This is a genomic window from Streptomyces sp. NPDC031049, assembly GCF_055571015.1.
In genome coordinates this window covers 1-16,040 of the sequence record NZ_JBVIGC010000018.1, presented here as the reverse complement: position 1 = coordinate 16,040, position 16,040 = coordinate 1, and the positions used below count along the sequence as shown (strand labels likewise).

Genomic DNA, 16,040 nt, shown 5'->3' with positions numbered 1-16,040 from the left:
GCCCGTCGGCCGGTGGTCACCGGGGAGCGAGCGCGGTCAGCGTGCGCTCCCCGCCGGGGTCGCCCGCCGTGGCCGGGACGAGCGCGATCTCGTCGAGGCCGGCCGCCTCGTAGGCGTCGATCCGCTCCCGGACGGTGTCCGGGCCGCCGACGAGGCCGACCGTGGCCGCGGCCTCCTCGGGCAGCGCCTCCAGCAGGGCGCCGGGGCCGGCGCCGGTGCGGGCCAGCTCCACGGCCTCGCCGAAACCGGCCGCCGCGAACATCTCCCGGTAGCCGGGCACGGTGAGGTAGCCGGCGACGCTGCGCAGGATCTGCGTGAGCGCGTCGGGGCCGGGGTCGACGGCGGCCGGCACCCACGCGGCCAGCCTCGGCGCCGTCCGGCCGGCCTCCTCGGCCGCCGCATCCAGCTTGGCGCGCAGGACGGCGACCTGCTCCGGGGAGACGACGTCGAGCAGCATCCGGTCGGCGTGCGCGGCGGCGGTCGCGATCGCCCGGTCCCCGAACGCCGCCACGGTCAGCGGACCGCCCGGCGGCAACTGCCGGCGCCGGAAGCCGCTGCCGGGCGCGGCCGGATCCCCCGGTCCGGCGCGCAGCAGCTCCCGCAGCGCCGCCGCCGTCTCCTCCAGCAGCGCCGCCGGCCGCACCCGGGGCCGTCCGTGCACGCCCTCGACGACCCGTTTGCTGGACGTGCCCAGCGCGACGCCGACCTGGCGTCCGGTGACGGCGGCGGTCGAGGCGGCACCCCGGGCGAGGCTGTAGGCGTCCCGCACCGACACGGCGACCGGGCCGGCCGTCAGCGCCACCCGGCCCGTGACCCCGGCGGCGGCCGTGGCCAGCACGAACGCGTCCCACGTAGGTCCCTCGCCGAGCCACACCTCGTCGTATCCGAGCCGGTCGGCGACCGCGGCGATCCGCAGCGGCTCGTCGATCGGGCTGTCGTCCTCACGGGCGGCGGCGACCACACTGAAGTCCATGATCCGGCCCCTACCCCACCCGCCCTGCGCAAACCCGCGGTCCGCCGCCACCCCGCGGATGTACCCGGCGCACCGCCGCAGGTAGCGTCCGGTCATGGACAGCGGCAGGAACAGCAGGTCGGAGACTCAGGGCACCGGGATCACCGTGCAGCGGGCGCTGGAGCTGCCCGGGCTGCGCGGCGGGCTCCCCGAGGTCGTCGCGGGCGCCGACCGGTTGCGGCGCACGGTGCGCTGGGTGCACGCGGGGGAGGTGCCCAACATCGCGTCACTGCTCAAGGGCGGCGAGTTGCTGCTGACCACGGGCGTCGGGCTGGGCGCCCGCCCCGCCGACCAGCGGGCCTTCGTGCGCACCCTCGCCGACCGGGGCATCGCCGCCCTCGTGGTGGAGCTGGGCCCGCGCTTCACCCGGCTGCCGGCCGCCCTCGTCGACACCGCCCGCGCGGCGGGCCTGCCGCTGGTGCAGCTGCACCGCGAGGTGCCGTTCGTGACGGTCACCGAGGAGATCCACACCGAGATCGTCAACGGCCACTACGCACTGCTCCAGCGGGCCGAGGAGGTGCACCGGCGCTGCACGGAGGCGCTGCTGGGCGGCGGCGGGGTGCCGCAGGTGCTCGGCATCCTGGGCGACTTCGCCGGCAATCCGGTCTTCCTGGAGACACCGGACGGCCGGCTGCTGTACGCCGCGGGCGCCGGGCCCGAGGGCGCCGATCCGCTCCAGGTGTGGGAAGGACTGCGCGGCCCGCAGAAGGACGCCCCGCCCCCGGCGGGCTCGGTCCTGGTGGACGTGCCCGGCGGCGGGCCCGGCACCGGGTCGGTGCGCGCCCGGCTGGCCCTGCTGCCCGTGCGCTCCCCGCTGGCGCCGGTGCACCGGATGGCGGCGGAACGGGCGGCGGACATCCTCGCGGTGGTGCTGATGCAGGCACGGCAGGAGGAGGAACTGGCGGCACGGGGGCGCGGCGACTTCCTCACCGACCTCGCCGAGGGCCGGATCACCCCGGAGGACGCCCCCGCGCAGGCCCGGGTCCTGGGCTTCAAGCCGGGGAGCAGCCCGCTGCTGCCGGTGGTGATGCGGCTGGACGACTCCCTGAGCCCTCAGGGCGGCGGCTGGGCGGTGCTGGCCCGCGCGGTCGCCGAGGAGCTGGCGTCGGTCGGGGTGCCGGTGCTGCTGGGCGTACGACCGGTGGAGGGCCGGGTTCCGCTGCTGCTGGGCCTGCGCTCGGAGTCGGAGCGGCCGACGGTGGCCGACCGGGTGGCGGCGGCGCTGCGGGCGGGGGCGGAGCGGGCCGGGATGCGGCGGCCGGGAGCGCGGCCGCCGGTCGTGGTGGTCGGGGTGGCGGGCGGCTGGGCCGCGGCGGCGTCGGGGCTGCGGCACGCCGCGGAGACGGCGACCGCGGCGCAGGGGCTGACCGACCGACCCTGGTACGACGCCCGCCGGCTCGACATCGACCTGCTGCTGTGGCGGCTGCGGGACCATCCGGACCTGGCGGCGTTCGTCGACCGGGCGATCGGGCCGTTGCGGGACCACGACGACCGCTCCAGGCCGCCGCTGCTGCCCACCCTCGAGACGTATCTGGCGCACGCGGGCCGCAAGGCGGAGACGGCACGCGAGCTGCATCTGAACCGGCAGACGCTGTACAACCGGCTGGCCCGCATCGGCGAGCTGCTCGGCACGGACCTGGACGACCCGCAGACGGTGCTGGCCCTGAGCCTGGCACTCCGGGCCCGGCGACACGTCGGATGAGGCCCGCGGCCCGGCGGGGCCGATGGGCCGACGAGGCGACGAGGCCAACGGGACGGCGAGGCCGACGGGCCGACGAGGCTGGCGGGCCGACGAGGCCGACGGGCCGGGGGGCGAGGACCCGCGGCGCGGTCAGAGCATCGGCCGGTGCTGCGTCAACTCGTCGTAGACACTGAGCACCTGGGCCACGGTCGCGTCCTCGGTGGGCCAGGTGGCCGCCTGCCGCACGCCCCGCTCCCGCAGCAGTGCCTGCCGCTCGGGGTCGCCGAGCAGCCGCACGACGGCGTCGGCGAACGCCCCGGCGTCCGAGGGCGGGACGAGCTCGGCGGCGTCGCCGACGAGTTCGGGGATGCCGCCGGCGTGGGCGGCGACGAGCGGCACGCGCGCGTGGAGGGCCTCCTGCGCGAACAGCGAGCGGGCCTCCCGGCGGCTCGGCAGCAGCGCGAGATCGGCCGCCGCGAGCAGGTCGGAGACGTCGTCGCGGCGGCCGATGAGCGCCACCGGCAGCCCCTCGTCCTCGATCCGCCGCTGCATCTCGGCGCGCAGCGGCCCCTCGCCGGCGACGACGACCAGCGGCGGGGGGTCGAGGCGGCGCCACGCACGGGCGGCGTCGAGCAGGACGTCGTAGCCGCGGTGCCGTTCCAGGGAGCCGACGGCGATCAGCAAGGGGCGTCCGGTGGCGCCGAGTTCGGCCCGGATCTTGGGCCGCAGCCGGTCGGCCTCGTCGGCGTCGAGCGGCGAGCGGGGTCCGCCGGGCAGCGCGGCGGCGGCGAGCCGGGCGTCGCGTGCGCCGCTCGTGCGCGCCAGGTCGACCAGTTCCGACGTGGCGCCGAGCACCACGGTGGCGGCCTTCGACACCCGCCGCTCCAGCACCCGCAGCAGATGGGCGCGGGCGCCTTCGGCGTGGGCGCGGTCGTGCCAGGTGACGACGAGGGGGGTCCGCACCCGCCGCCCGCCGAGGGCGAGGACCGTACGGAAGGAGGCGTGCAGCCCGTGTGCGTGGACCAGGTGTGCGTCGGCGCACAGGGCGCGCAGGGCGGCGACGGAGACCGGGTCGCTGCTGCGCGGCACGTGGACGTGGTGGGCGCCGGCCCCGGAGAAGTCGTAGGTGCGTTCAGCCTCGGCGGGGGCGCACACCGTGACCTTCACGCCCCGTGCGACGAGCCCCGCGGCCAGGGAGCGCACGTGCGCGCTGCTGCCGGCGTTGCCTCCGCCCAGCACCTGCACGGTGCGCAGCGGCGACTGGCCGTGCGGTGAGGGGCTGCTCACGGGGGTCACGTGGCCGGGCTCCTGGTTCGGCGTCGGGCGGGACACGAAGAAAGTACAGAAGGATGGAGCGGTGGAGAGGCGCCGCGCGCTTTCCGGCGCGTACTCGGCCAAGGATGCCAGGACGCACGGGTGTTCCGGGAACGAAGCCGACGGCGACGACCGCTCCCCGCGGCAACCCCCCACCCGCATTCACCCACACGAGCGAGCCCGGCCCCACCGCCGACCACAACCCACAGCCCACGACCCGCAGACAGCCCCCCACCCCGCAGGCAGCCCGCAGCCCACGCCCCGCGGCCGCCGACGGCGCCGCACCCCACGGGCGACGCCCACCTTCCAAGAGACGGCAAACGGGCGGTGCCCGGGTGGGAGAACCCCGCTCAGCACAAGCCCCCCGCACCCGCCGACGGAGCAGCACCCACCCCGAACGGACGGCGACCAGCGGGAAACCCCTACACGTCCGCCCGAGCCGTGGCCAGCAACTCCTCCGCATGCGCCCGAGCCGTCTCGGAGTCCTCCTGCCCGGCCAGCATCCGCGACAGCTCCCGGATCCGGTCCTCCCCCTCCAGCACCTTCACACCGGACCGCGTCACCGACCCGTCGTTGGTCTTCTCGACCAGTAGCTGCCGATCGGCGAACGCCGCCACCTGCGGCAGGTGCGTGACGACGACCACCTGGGCGGTCCTCGCCAGCCGCGCCAGCCGCCGCCCGATCTCGACCGCCGCCTTGCCGCCGACACCGGCGTCGACCTCGTCGAAGAGATACGTCGGCACCGGGTCGGTACCCGCGAACACGACCTCGACGGCCAGCATCACACGCGACAGCTCACCGCCGGAGGCACCCTTGGCGATGGGCCGCGGCGGTGCCCCGGGGTGCGGGGCGAGCAGCAGCTCGACCTCGTCGGCACCGGACGGCCCGTAGGCGACGGTGCGCCCGCCGACCTCCACGCCGTCGGGGTCCTCGGTCTGCCGGATGGAGAACGACACGCGCGCGTGGGGCATCGCGAGCGAGGCCAGCTCCTCGGTGACCGCGGCGGCGAACCGCTCGGCGGCCTCGGTCCGCGCGTCCGTCAGCGCCTGCGCCAGCCCGCCCAGTTCCGTCCGCAGCGCGTCCCGCTCGGCGGTCAGCTCGCCGATCCGCTCGTCGTCGCCGTCCAGTTCGGTCAGCCTCGCGGCGCTCCGCTCCGCCCAGGCCAGTACGCCGGCGACGTCCTCGCCGTACTTCCGCGTCAGCGCGGTGAGCGCCGCGCGCCGCTCCTCCACGGCCGCCAGCCGCAGCGGGTCGGCGTCCAGGTCGTCGGCGTATCCGGCCAGCTCACCGGCCACGTCGCGCAGCAGGATGCCGACCTCGCTGATCCGGTCGGCCAGGGACGCCAGCGCCGGGTCGTGCGACCGCACGGCGTCCAGGGCCCGCTGGGCGCCCGCGACGAGGGTCGAGGCGTCGATGCCCTCCGGATCCTCCGGATCGCCGGCGAGCGCCCCGTGGGCGGCCGTCGCGGCCGACGCCAGCGCCTCGGCGTGCCCCAGCCGCTCGGCCTCCTCCGCCAGCTCCACGTCCTCGCCGGCCCGGGGCTCGACGGCCGCGATCTCCTCCAGCCCGTAGCGCAGCATGTCGGCTTCCTGGGCCCGCTCCCGCGCGCGCGTGGTGATCTCCTCCAGCTCGGCGGAGACGGCCCGCAGCCGCCGGTAGGCCTCGGCGTACTTGGCGAGCGGCCCGGCGACCGCGTCCCCGGCGTACCGGTCGAGCGCCTGCCGCTGCCGGGACTGCTTCAGCAGGCCCTGCTGGTCGGTCTGCCCGTGCACGGCCACCAGCTCGTCGGCCAGTTCCGCGAGCATGCCCACGGGCACCGACCGCCCGCCCAGGTGCGCCCGCGAGCGCCCTTCGGCGGAAACGGTACGGCTGATCAGCAGCGCCCCGTCGTCCAGTTCGGCCCCGGCCTCCTCGGCCCGTACGGCGGCCGAGGCGTCCTCGGGTACGGCGATCCGCCCCTCGACGACCGCGTTCTTGGCCCCGATCCGCACCAGGGCCGCGTCCGCGCGACCGCCCAGCAGCAGTCCCAGGCTGGTGACCACCATGGTCTTGCCCGCGCCCGTCTCACCGGTGACGGCGGTGAACCCGGGCGACAGCTCGACCACGGCGTCGTCGATCACACCGAGCGACCGTATCCGCATCTCCTCAAGCACGGACACGACCATACGAGGTCCGGGCCGGGGAGTGCGACCGGCCCACGCCTGTCACCCACAGGAGTGCATGCCGGTCACGGCACGGGGCCGTGCCGTGCCCCGCAGCGCGCCCGCGCCTCCACACCCGCCCGCGTTCCCCCGCACCCCCGCGGCGATCCCGTGTCAGTGCGGCGCCCCGCGCCACCCCGACACGGGCAACGCGAACTTCGCCACCAGCCGATCGGTGAACGACGCGTGGTGCAACCGGGCCAGCCGCACCGGCACGGCCCCCCGCCGGACCTCCACCCGCGCCCCCGGCGGCAGCTCGACGGTCCGCCGCCCGTCGCACCACAGGACCCCCGGCGGGACATGGGGCAGGACCTCGACGGCCAGCACGGAGTCCGGCGACGTCACCAACGGCTTCGCGAACAGCGCGTGCGCGCTGATCGGCACCATCAGCAGCGCCTCGACCTCCGGCCACACCACCGGCCCGCCCGCCGAGAAGGCGTACGCCGTCGACCCGGTCGGCGTCGACAGCACGATCCCGTCGCAGCCGAACCCCGTCACCGGCCGCCCGTCGATGGCCAGCACGACCTCCAGCATCCGCTCGGCGGACACCTTCTGCACCGCCGCCTCGTTCAGCGCCCAGTCGGCGTGCACGATGTCGCCGTTGCGGTGCACGGTGACGTCGATGGTCATGCGTTCCTCGACCTCGTAGGCCCGGCTGACCACCCGGTCGACGACCTTGTCGAGGTCGTCCCGCTCGGCCTCGGCGAGGAACCCGACCCGGCCGAGGTTGACGCCGAGCATCGGCACCCCGGAGGCGCGGGCGAACTCGGCACCGCGCAGCAGCGTGCCGTCGCCGCCCAGCACGATGAGCAGCTCGCACCCGTCGAGGCACTGCGGGGTGGCCTCCTTGACCAGCTCCACCTCGCTCGGAAGCGGCAGGTCGGCCGCCTCGGCCTCGAGCACCCGCACCCCGAGACCGGAGCGCAGCAGTCCCCTGACCACCAGCTCGGCGCTGCGCACGGCAGCGGGCCGCCCGGTGTGGGCCAGCAGGAAAACAGTACGAGCTCGGTTCTGTGTCAACGCGGCCCCTCCGCCACTGCACGGTCTGCGTCGGCCGGGTCCAGCTGTTCGGCCCCGGCCCGCAGCCACAGAAAGTACTCGACATTCCCGGACGGCCCGGGCAGCGGACTCGCGGTGACGCCCCGCACCCCGAGCCCCAGTTCCCAGGCGCTGGCGGCCACGCCCCGCACCGCCTCGGCACGCAGTTCGGGGCTGCGCACCACTCCGCCGCTGCCGAGGCGCTCCTTGCCCACCTCGAACTGCGGCTTGACCATCATCACCAGATCGGCGTCCGGCTTCGCGCACCGCGCCAGGGCGGGCAGCACCAGGGCGAGCGGGATGAAGGACAGGTCCCCCACGACAAGGTCCACCGGCTCTCCGTCGATCGCCTCCAGCGTCAACTCGCGTACGTTCGTACGGTCCTTGACGGTGACGCGTTCATCCTGCTGGAGCGACCAGGCCAGTTGTCCGTAGCCGACGTCGACGGCCACGACGTGGGCGGCGCCCGCGCGCAGCAGGACGTCGGTGAAGCCGCCGGTGGAGGCGCCGGCGTCCAGCGCCCGCCGCCCCTCGACGACCAGGCCCCGCGGCACGAACGCCGACAGGGCGCCGGCGAGCTTGTGGCCGCCCCGGGAGACGTAGTCGGGGTCGCTGTCGTCGGAGGAGACCACGATGGCCGCCGCGGTCTCCACCTGGGTGGCGGGCTTGGTCGCGACGGTCTTGCCGACGGTGACCCGGCCGGCGGCGATCAGCTGGCTGGCGTGCTCACGCGAGCGCGCGAGCTTGCGACGGACCAGCTCCGCGTCGAGACGGCGGCGTGCGACTCCTGCCACGTTCGGTTCAGCTCCTGTGTGTGTTACGGCGTCGGAGGGGCCGGGCGTGCGTCGAGCGCGGTGAGCGCGTCGCGCAGCCCCCGGTGTACATCCTCGTACACCTCCAGGTGTCCGTCCGTGGCGAGGTGGTCGGCGTCGGCCAGCCGCTCCAGGCGGGCGTCCACCCCGGCGTCGCCCGTGGGCGCCCGGACCACCCCCAGCGGGGCGGGGGCGGCCGGGCCGTCGTCCTCGGGCTCCACCGCGGGCCCGTTCTCCGCGACCGCGTCGTCCACCGCCGGCCGGTTCTCCGGGAGCACGTCGTTCATGCCCCGACGCTACCCCGAACCGCTGCGGTACCGTCGGTCGCGATGGCCACGATCGAGGAGTGCCGTGCCGCACTCGACAAGCTTTCGGACGACATGCGCAGCGCCGAGGGGGACGTGCGGGAGGCCGCGGCCCTGAACCGCTCGGTGAGCTGCCACATCACCGACCTCGACGTCACCTTCGTGGGGCGCATGGCGGAGGGCGGTATCGCGGTGGACGACACCGTGGCCGGCCCCCCGCCCGAGAAGGCCCAGATCCGGCTGGCCCTGACCGGTGACGACCTGGTGGCCCTGGTCGGCGGCGAGCTGAACTTCGCCAAGGCCTGGGGATCGGGCCGGGTGCGGCTGGAGGCCGGCCTGCGCGACCTGTTCCGCCTCCGGAAGCTGCTCTAGGCGCCCGTTCTAGGCGCCCTTGACCATCACCCGCTGCCGTGCCTTGCGCGCGGCGGGCACGATGAGGGGCGTGCCGGTCTCCGGGTCGTCGATGACCTGGCAGCGCAGCCCGAAGACCTCCTCCACCAACTCCGCGGTGACGATGTCGTTCGGCGCGCCCTCGGCGATGACCCGGCCGCCGCGCAGGGCGATGAGGTGGGTGGCGTAGCGGGCGGCGTGGTTCAGGTCGTGCAGCACGGCGACGAGGGTGCGGCCCTGCTCCTCGTGCAGTTCGGCGCACAGGTCGAGGACGTCGATCTGGTGCTGGATGTCCAGGTAGGTGGTCGGCTCGTCGAGGAGCAGCAGCGGGGTCTGCTGGGCGAGCGCCATGGCGATCCACACGCGCTGCCGCTGCCCGCCGGACAGCTCGTCCACGTAGCGGTCGGCCAGCTCGGCGACGCCGGTCTGCGCCATGGACTCCTGGACCACCCGCTCGTCCTCGGCCGACCACTGGCGCAGCAGGCCCTGGTGCGGGTAGCGCCCCCGGCCGACGAGGTCGGCGACGGTGATCCCGTCGGGAGCGATCGACGACTGCGGCAGCAGGCCGAGGGTGCGCGCGACCTGCTTGGCGGGCATCGACTGGATGGCCTGCCCGTCGAGGAGGACCCGGCCCCGGCTGGGCTTGAGCATCCGGGACAGGGCCCGCAGCAGCGTCGACTTGCCGCACGCGTTCGGGCCGACGATCACGGTGAAGGAGTGGTCGGGTATCTCCACCGACAGCTGCTCGGCGATGACGCGCTGGTCGTAGGCGAGGGTGACGTTCTCGGCGGAGAGGCGGTTCACGTTGCTCCTTCGGTTGTTCAGCCCGCTGCCGGGACGGGTGCCGGCGCTCATATCCGGCCGGCCTTGCGCTCGGAGACGAGCAGCCACAACAGGTAGACGCCGCCGAGGACCCCCGTGACCACGCCGACGGGCAGCTGGTCGGCGCCGAAGGCGCGCTGGGAGATCCAGTCGGCGGTGACCAGCAGGGCGGCGCCCATGCACAGGGCGGGCACCAGGTTGGGCCCCGGCGAGCGGGTCAGGCGCCGGGCGAGCTGCGGCGCGGTGAGCGCGACGAAGCTGACGGGGCCGGCGGCGGCGGTGGCCGTGGCGGTGAGCAGCACGGCGGCCACCAGCAGCAGCATCCGCACCCGCTCGACCCGCACCCCCAGGGCGTACGAGATGTCGTCGCCCATCTCCAGCATCCGCAGCCCGCGCGCGTTGCCGAGCACCAGCGGCACCAGGACGGCGCACAGCGCCAGCAGCGGCCAGACCTGGTCCCAGTCCCGGCCGTTGAGCGACCCGGTCATCCACACCACGGCACGGGAGGCGTCGACGATGTCCGACTTGGTGAGCAGATAGCCGTTGACCGCCGTGACGATCGCGGACATGCCGATGCCGACCAGGACGAGCCGGTAGCCGTGCACACCGCGCTTCCAGGCGAGCACGTAGATGCCGAGGCCGGTCGCCAGGCCGCCGACGAGCGCGCCCACGGTGACCTGCGTCGTCGTCCCGGAGAACAGGACGATCATCACCAGCGCGCCGGCCGTGGCACCCTGGCCGAGGCCGAGGATGTCCGGGCTGCCGAGCGGGTTGCGGGAGATGGCCTGGAACAGCGCGCCGCCCAGCCCGAGCGAGGCGCCGACCAGCAGCCCGACCAGCACCCGCGGCAGCCGCAGCTCCTGGATGATGAACTCCTGGCCCGCGTTCCCGTCACCGACCAGTGACTTCAGTACGTCACCGACCGCGATCGGGAAGTCGCCGGTGCCGATGAGCAGCACGCTCGCGGCACAGGCGGCGACCACGAGCAGGACGACGACCAGCAGGGCCCGGACGTCGAGGCGGACGGAGATCCCTCCAGGGGTCCGCACGGCACGGTTGCTCTTCGCGGCGGACGTGCTCCTCGCGGCGGGACGGGCCGTCCCGGCGCGGTCGTTCTTCGCGGCAGGCGTGTTCTTCACAGCTGGGCCGTCCTCCGCCGTCGTACGAGATAGATGAAGACCGGACCGCCGAGCACCGCCGTCACGATGCCGACCTGGAGTTCCGCGGGGCGGGCGACGATCCGTCCGAGGACGTCGGCGCCGAGCAGCAGCACGGGCGACAGGATCGTGGCGTAGGGCAGGATCCAGCGCAGGTCGGGGCCGGTGAAGGAGCGGACGACGTGCGGGACCATCAGCCCGACGAACACGATCGGCCCGCAGGCCGCGGTCGCCGCCCCGCACAGCATGACCGCGGCGAGCATGGACAGCGCCCTCGTCCGGTTCAGGTCGGCGCCGAGCGCCTTGGCGGTGTCGTCGCCCATCTCCATCGCGTTGAGCGGCCGGGCCAGCGCGAGGGCGAGGACCGTGCCGATCGCGAAGAACGGCAGCACCTGCATGATCATGTCGTTGGTCGCCGAGGACAGCGAGCCGACCGTCCAGAAGCGCATCCGGCCGAGCGCCGCGTCGTCCATGATCATCACGGCCTGGAGATAGCCGTAGAGGGCTGCGGAGATCGCCGTACCCGCCAGGGCCAGCCGCACCGGCGTGGCCCCCCGGCTGCCGCCCAGGAACCAGACCAGGGCGCCGACCGCCGCCGCGCCGAGGAACGCGAACCACACATAGCCGCTCAGCGAGGTGACGCCGAGGAAGGTGATGGAGGTGACGACGGCGGCGGAGGCGCCGGCGTTGATGCCGAGCAGTCCGGGGTCGGCCAGCGGGTTGCGGGTGAGCGCCTGGAGCACGGCGCCGGACAGTCCGAGCGCGGCGCCGGCGAGCAGTCCGATGACGGTCCTGGACAGCCGCTCGCCCACCACCACGTCGCCGAACGTGCCCGAGTCGTGGAACAGGCCGTGCCAGACCTGCTGGAGGGACAGGTCCTTGGCGCCGACGGCGATGCTCGCCAACGCGATGGCGACCAGGATCGCCACGGAGACGAGCAGCCCGACGGCGCGTATCGCCTGGCGCTTGGGGGGCGCGGGAGCGGTCTCCGCGCGCGGTTCTGGGGGACTGTCGACCAACACGCAGTTAGGTTAGCCTACCCTGCCATTCGATCTCGATCCCCGGACGGGCGCCGGAACCCCTCACCACCCCAGCCTGGCAAGGGCCTTCCCCGGGTCCTGTCCGCACACACCGTCGCCGGCCGCCGTCCAGGCCGCCGCGCACAGCGCCCGCAGCCCGTCCAGCCGCTCTCCGTCTCCCTCCAGCTCCAGTTGCTCCGGACCGGCCGCCGCCGTCCAGCCACCGCACCGGAAACCGCCGTCCACCCCGGTGACCTCCGGCTGCCCGGCCAGCAGGCCCCGCAGATCGGCGTCGACATACGTCGGCCGGTGCCGCGGCGGAGCGGCCAGCAGGTGCGCGGCGCCGGTCACGCCGGTGAGCACCAGCAGCGAGTCGACGCCGCCGTTGAACGCGCCCTCGATGTCCGTGTCCAGCCGGTCCCCGACGACCAGCGGCCGGCGGGCGCCCGTGCGCAGGACGGTCTCCCGGTGCATCGGAGGCAACGGCTTGCCCGCGACCCGCGGCTCGGCGCCGGTCGCGATCCGCACGACCTCCACGGCGGCGCCGTTGCCCGGCGCGATGCCGCGCGCGCCGGGGATCGTCAGGTCGGTGTTGGACGCGAACCACGGCACACCACGGGCGATCGCGTAACACGCCTCGGCGAACCGCCCCCAGGGCAGCTCCGGTCCCCCGTATCCCTGCACGACGGCCGCCGGGTCGTCGTCGGCGGACTCGACCGGTTCGAGGCCGCGCTCGCGCAGCGCGACCCGCAGTCCCTCACCGCCGACGACGAGGACCCGCGACCCCACCGGCACTTCTTCGGCGATCAGCCGGGCCACGGCCTGCGCCGACGTGACGACGTCCGCCGCGCCCGTGGCTATCCCCAGCTCCGTCAGGTGCGCGGCCACCACGTCGGGCGTCCGCAGCGCGTTGTTCGTGACGTACGCCAGGCGCATACCGCCCGCGCGGGCCGCCTCCAGCGACTCCACCGCGTGGGCGATCGCGTTCCCCCCGGCGTACACCACACCGTCCAGGTCGAGCAGCGCCGTGTCGTACGCCTCGCTCAGGGCCGGCCCACTGGCCTCGGGCCTCGTCCTGACGCTCCGGCTCATTGCACATCGCTCCTCGTCGCGCTGCTCGCACCGTCGTGCCCGTCCTGGCGGCCGTGCACGCCTTTCCCCCGATCATCCCTCATGGCACCGACACACGTACGATGCCGGGATGAACGCAGCAGGTCACTCGGAAGCAAAGGCGCGCCGGGGCCTGGAACTCACCCCGTTCCGAGGCCTTCGCTACGACCCCGACCGGGTCGGCAGCCTGGCCGCCGTGACATCACCGCCGTACGACGTCGTGGTCCGCCCCGACGGCCTGCACCAGCTCCAGTCGAACGACCCGCACAACATCGTCCGGCTGATCCTGCCCCAGGCCGCCACCCCGGACGCCCGCAACGAACAGGCCGCCCGCACCCTGCGCCGCTGGCTGTCCGAGGGCATCCTGACGGCCGATCCCGAACCGGGCCTGTACGTCTACGAACAGCGCGACGATGCGGGCATGCTGCAACGCGGCCTCATCGGCGCCCTCCGCGTCACCGATCCCGCGGAGCGGGTGGTGCTGCCCCACGAGGACGTCATGCCCCACGTGGTGGCCGACCGGGCGGCCCTCATGCGCGCCACCTCCGCCAACCTCGAACCCCTGCTGCTCACCTACCGGGGCGACGGCACGACGACCGCGACCACCACGGTGGTGGAGGAGACGGCCGAGCAGCCGCCGCTCCTCGCCACGACGACGGAGGACGGCGTCGCCCACCGCCTGTGGTCGGTCACCGACCCCGCCGCCGTGGCCCGCGTCCGCGCGGAACTGGCCCGGCAGCAGGCCCTGATCGCCGACGGCCACCACCGCTGGGCCACCTACCGCACCCTGCGCGCGGAGCACCCCTCCCCCAGCCCCTGGGACCACGGGCTCGTGCTGCTGGTCGACACCGTCCGCTACCCCTTGCGGGTCCGCGCCATCCACCGGCTGCTGCACGGTCTTGCGGTGGCCGACGCCGTCACCGCCCTGGAGGGCCGCTTCCGGGTCCGCCGCCTGGACACGCCGCTCCCGGACGCCGTTCAGGCGCTGGCGAAGGCGGCCGAGGACGGCAACGCCTTCCTGCTCGCCGGCGACGGCGCCTTCCACCTCGCCGACCGTCCCGACCCGGAGCTGCTGGCCCGCACGGTCCCCGCCGACCGCCCCGAGGCCTGGCGGACCCTGGACGCGACCGTCCTGCACGCCACGCTCCTCGCGGAGGTCTGGCGCATCCCGGAGGACTCGGCGGCACATGTGTCCTACATCCACGACACGGCGGCCACGGTGGAGAAGGCCGAGCGCGACGGCGGTACGGCGGTCCTGATGCACCCGGTCCGCGAGGAGGTCGTCCGCGACCTGGCCCGCCAGGGCGTCATGATGCCGCGCAAGTCCACCTCGTTCGGCCCGAAGCCCGCCTCGGGCCTGGTGCTGCGCGCGCTGGACGTCTGACGCCGGGGGCGTCGACGCGTGAAGGGGCGGAACCATGCGGTTCCGCCCCTTCACGGCGCGTCGGGCACCGACCGGTGTCAGTCCTTCTCCGGCTCCGCCGGCGGCTCCTCGCCCCCGGTCTCGTCCAGGGCGTCGACGAACTCCACGCCGTCCAGCTCGGCGAGCCGGTCGGAGGCGTCGGTGCTGCCGTCCCGGTCGGACTCCACGGCCTTCGCGAACCACTCCCGCGCCTCACGGTCCCGGCCGGCGGCCAGCAGCGCATCGGCGTACGCGTACCGGAGCCTCGCCGTCCACGGCTGTACGGCGTGGGAGGCCAGCTCGGAGCTCTGCAACGTGACGATGGCCGCGTCCAACTGCCCCATGTCGCGCCGGGCGCCCGCCGCCACGAGCCGCATCTCGACCTGGCCCGCCTTGTCGAGCCTCTGCACCTCCGGGGCACCGGCCATGTCCAGTGCCTTCTCCGGCCGGCCCAGCCCGCGCTCGCAGTCGGCCATCACCGGCCACAGGTCCGCGGTGCCCGTCATCCGCCGTGCGGCCCGGAACTCGGCGAGGGCCTCGGCGTACTTCTGGTTCGCGTACGCCGCGAACCCGGCCGCCTCGCGTACGGCGGCGACGCGGGACGCCAGCCGCAGCGCCACCCTGGAGTAGCCGTAGGCGCCCTCGGGGTCCTCGTCGATGAGCCGGGCGACCATCACCAGGTTCTTGGCGACGTCCTCGGCGAGCGTCTTCGGCAGGCTCTGAAGCTCCTGCCGTACGTCCTTGTCGATCTCGTCGCCCGTGATGTCCTCGGGGATCGGCAGCCGCTTGATCGGCTCGCGGTCCCGGTCGCGGTCCCGGTCCCGGTCGCCGCGGAAGCCGCCACCGCCGCGCCGGTCGTCACGCCCGCGGAAGCCGCCGGGTCGTCCACCGCGGTCGTCACGACGGGGTCCGCGTCCGCCGCGCTCGTCGCGCCCGCGGAAGCCTCCCGGACGCCCACCGCGATCGTCGCGGCTGTCGTCCCGACGGAAGCCGCCGCGCCCGCCCCGGTCGTCGCCGCGGCGGTGGTCGTCACGCCGGTCGTCGCGCCGCCGGTCGTCCCGGCGGTCATCCCGCCGGAAGCCACGGTCCCGGTCCCGGTCCCGGTCATCGCGACGGAAGCCACCGCGATCGTCACGGCGGTCGTCACGACGCCGGTCGTCGCGCCGGTCGTCCCTACGGTCGTCGCGACGGAAGCCACGGTCGCGGTCGTCCCGCCGGTCGTCCCGCCGGTCGTCCCGGCGATCGTCCCTGCGGTCGTCCCGGCGGAAGCCACCGCGCTGACCGCGGTCGTCCCCCCGGCGGTCGTCACGCCGGCTTCCGTAGCCGCCGCCACCGCGGTTGTCGTCCCGACGGAAGCCGCCGCGCTCTCCGCGCTCTCCGCGCTCTCCACGGTCGCCGCGCTCGCCTCGGTCGTCACGGTCATCGCGACGGAAGGAGGGCCGGCCGCCGCGGTCGTCGCGGCGGCCGTAACCGCCGCCACCGCGGTTGTCGTCCCGGCGGAAGCCGCCGCGAGGGCCACGCTGACCGCCCCGGTCACCACTGTCCCGTCGCCGCTGGTCGCGCTCCGGTCGGTCGTCGGGAGAGTTGGTGGACATCGGTGACTCCTGTCTTCGGTACTGCAAGCATATAAAAAAGGACCCCTGGTCCCAGCTGAACGCTGGTGACCAGGGGTCCTTCCAAAGATTGTTCGGCGGCGTCCTACTCTCCCACAGGGTCCCCCCTGCAGTACCATCGGCGCTGTAAGGCTTAGCTTCCGGGTTCGGAATGTAACCGGGCG

Annotated in this window: 14 protein-coding genes, 1 rRNA gene and 1 pseudogene; 3 read left to right on the top strand and 13 right to left on the bottom strand. The window is 74.8% G+C overall.

Going from position 1 to position 16,040, the window contains the following annotated elements; genetic code table 11:
* Positions 1-16: 16 nt before the first annotated feature.
* Positions 17-973, bottom strand: coding sequence for an LLM class F420-dependent oxidoreductase (locus ACZ45Q_RS26695; RefSeq protein ID WP_468265826.1), 957 nt, complete (start codon positions 971-973; stop codon positions 17-19).
* Positions 974-1,067: 94 nt separating this feature from the next.
* Between ACZ45Q_RS26695 and ACZ45Q_RS26690 the strand changes: the two genes are divergently transcribed.
* On the top strand, positions 1,068-2,714 hold the full coding sequence (locus tag ACZ45Q_RS26690) for a PucR family transcriptional regulator (RefSeq protein WP_468265824.1): 1,647 nt from the start codon (positions 1,068-1,070) through the stop codon (positions 2,712-2,714).
* Between the two features lie 129 nt (positions 2,715-2,843).
* Here the strand turns inward: ACZ45Q_RS26690 and ACZ45Q_RS26685 are convergent, their stop codons facing one another.
* The 5 genes from ACZ45Q_RS26685 to ACZ45Q_RS26665 all read right to left on the bottom strand — a co-directional run bounded on the left by ACZ45Q_RS26685 (position 2,844) and on the right by ACZ45Q_RS26665 (position 8,345).
* A complete protein-coding gene (locus ACZ45Q_RS26685; RefSeq protein WP_468265822.1) occupies positions 2,844-3,989 on the bottom strand; it encodes a glycosyltransferase family 4 protein in 1,146 nt (381 codons plus the stop codon).
* A 440-nt stretch (positions 3,990-4,429) separates the two neighbouring features.
* A complete protein-coding gene (recN, locus tag ACZ45Q_RS26680; protein ID WP_468265820.1) occupies positions 4,430-6,172 on the bottom strand; it encodes a DNA repair protein RecN in 1,743 nt (580 codons plus the stop codon).
* A gap of 150 nt (positions 6,173-6,322) precedes the next feature.
* A complete protein-coding gene (locus ACZ45Q_RS26675) occupies positions 6,323-7,228 on the bottom strand; it encodes an NAD kinase (protein WP_468265818.1) in 906 nt (301 codons plus the stop codon).
* Entirely contained in the window at positions 7,225-8,040 is an 816-nt protein-coding gene (locus ACZ45Q_RS26670) for a TlyA family RNA methyltransferase (protein ID WP_468265816.1), read from the bottom strand. The genes ACZ45Q_RS26675 and ACZ45Q_RS26670 overlap by 4 nt, the downstream gene beginning before the upstream one ends.
* Positions 8,041-8,063: 23 nt before the next feature.
* Entirely contained in the window at positions 8,064-8,345 is a 282-nt protein-coding gene (locus ACZ45Q_RS26665) for a hypothetical protein (protein ID WP_468265814.1), read from the bottom strand.
* Positions 8,346-8,387: 42 nt separating this feature from the next.
* On the opposite strand from ACZ45Q_RS26665, the gene ACZ45Q_RS26660 reads away from it, so the two are divergent.
* Complete coding sequence (locus tag ACZ45Q_RS26660) at positions 8,388-8,735, top strand: sterol-binding protein (protein ID WP_468265812.1); 348 nt, start codon at positions 8,388-8,390, stop codon at positions 8,733-8,735.
* 9 nt (positions 8,736-8,744) lie between these two features.
* On the opposite strand, the gene ACZ45Q_RS26655 is transcribed toward ACZ45Q_RS26660, so the two are convergent.
* From ACZ45Q_RS26655 to ACZ45Q_RS26640, 4 genes are all read right to left on the bottom strand, one after another.
* Positions 8,745-9,608: an ABC transporter ATP-binding protein gene (locus ACZ45Q_RS26655; protein ID WP_468265810.1), complete on the bottom strand. Its 864-nt coding sequence runs from the start codon at positions 9,606-9,608 to the stop codon at positions 8,745-8,747.
* Positions 9,605-10,624, bottom strand: a complete 1,020-nt coding sequence (locus tag ACZ45Q_RS26650; protein ID WP_468266067.1) for a FecCD family ABC transporter permease — start codon at positions 10,622-10,624, stop codon at positions 9,605-9,607. Before ACZ45Q_RS26650 ends, ACZ45Q_RS26655 begins: the two co-directional genes overlap by 4 nt.
* An 86-nt stretch (positions 10,625-10,710) precedes the next feature.
* Positions 10,711-11,754, bottom strand: coding sequence for a FecCD family ABC transporter permease (locus ACZ45Q_RS26645; RefSeq protein WP_468265808.1), 1,044 nt, complete (start codon positions 11,752-11,754; stop codon positions 10,711-10,713).
* A 60-nt stretch (positions 11,755-11,814) separates the two neighbouring features.
* Complete coding sequence (locus ACZ45Q_RS26640; RefSeq protein ID WP_468265806.1) at positions 11,815-12,843, bottom strand: HAD hydrolase-like protein; 1,029 nt, start codon at positions 12,841-12,843, stop codon at positions 11,815-11,817.
* A 109-nt stretch (positions 12,844-12,952) separates the two neighbouring features.
* Here ACZ45Q_RS26640 and ACZ45Q_RS26635 point away from each other — a divergent pair, with 109 nt between their 5' ends.
* Positions 12,953-14,245 (top strand): DUF1015 family protein, encoded by a 1,293-nt coding sequence (locus tag ACZ45Q_RS26635; protein WP_468265804.1) that lies wholly within the window; start codon positions 12,953-12,955, stop codon positions 14,243-14,245.
* 77 nt (positions 14,246-14,322) lie between these two features.
* Here ACZ45Q_RS26635 and ACZ45Q_RS26630 read toward each other — a convergent pair whose 3' ends face one another.
* The 3 genes and pseudogenes from ACZ45Q_RS26630 to rrf form a co-directional block, all read right to left on the bottom strand.
* Positions 14,323-15,045, bottom strand: coding sequence for a tetratricopeptide repeat protein (locus tag ACZ45Q_RS26630; RefSeq protein ID WP_468266065.1), 723 nt, complete (start codon positions 15,043-15,045; stop codon positions 14,323-14,325).
* A 15-nt stretch (positions 15,046-15,060) separates the two neighbouring features.
* Positions 15,061-15,858, bottom strand: a pseudogene (locus ACZ45Q_RS26625) (tetratricopeptide repeat protein); the annotation flags it as partial.
* 90 nt (positions 15,859-15,948) lie between these two features.
* Positions 15,949-16,040, bottom strand: a 5S ribosomal RNA gene (gene rrf / locus ACZ45Q_RS26620); the annotation flags it as partial.

Excerpts from the sequence above, each read along its gene's own strand:
- ACZ45Q_RS26660 (WP_468265812.1), top strand. The coding sequence starts at position 8,388 with ATGGCCACGATCGAGGAGTGCCGTGCCGCACTCGACAAGCTTTCGGAC.
- ACZ45Q_RS26690 (WP_468265824.1), top strand. The coding sequence starts at position 1,068 with ATGGACAGCGGCAGGAACAGCAGGTCGGAGACTCAGGGCACCGGGATC.
- ACZ45Q_RS26665 (WP_468265814.1), bottom strand. The coding sequence starts at position 8,345 with ATGAACGACGTGCTCCCGGAGAACCGGCCGGCGGTGGACGACGCGGTC.
- ACZ45Q_RS26655 (WP_468265810.1), bottom strand. The coding sequence starts at position 9,608 with ATGAGCGCCGGCACCCGTCCCGGCAGCGGGCTGAACAACCGAAGGAGC.
- ACZ45Q_RS26640 (WP_468265806.1), bottom strand. The coding sequence starts at position 12,843 with ATGAGCCGGAGCGTCAGGACGAGGCCCGAGGCCAGTGGGCCGGCCCTG.
- ACZ45Q_RS26695 (WP_468265826.1), bottom strand. The coding sequence starts at position 973 with ATGGACTTCAGTGTGGTCGCCGCCGCCCGTGAGGACGACAGCCCGATC.
- recN (WP_468265820.1), bottom strand. The coding sequence starts at position 6,172 with ATGGTCGTGTCCGTGCTTGAGGAGATGCGGATACGGTCGCTCGGTGTG.
- ACZ45Q_RS26635 (WP_468265804.1), top strand. The coding sequence starts at position 12,953 with ATGAACGCAGCAGGTCACTCGGAAGCAAAGGCGCGCCGGGGCCTGGAA.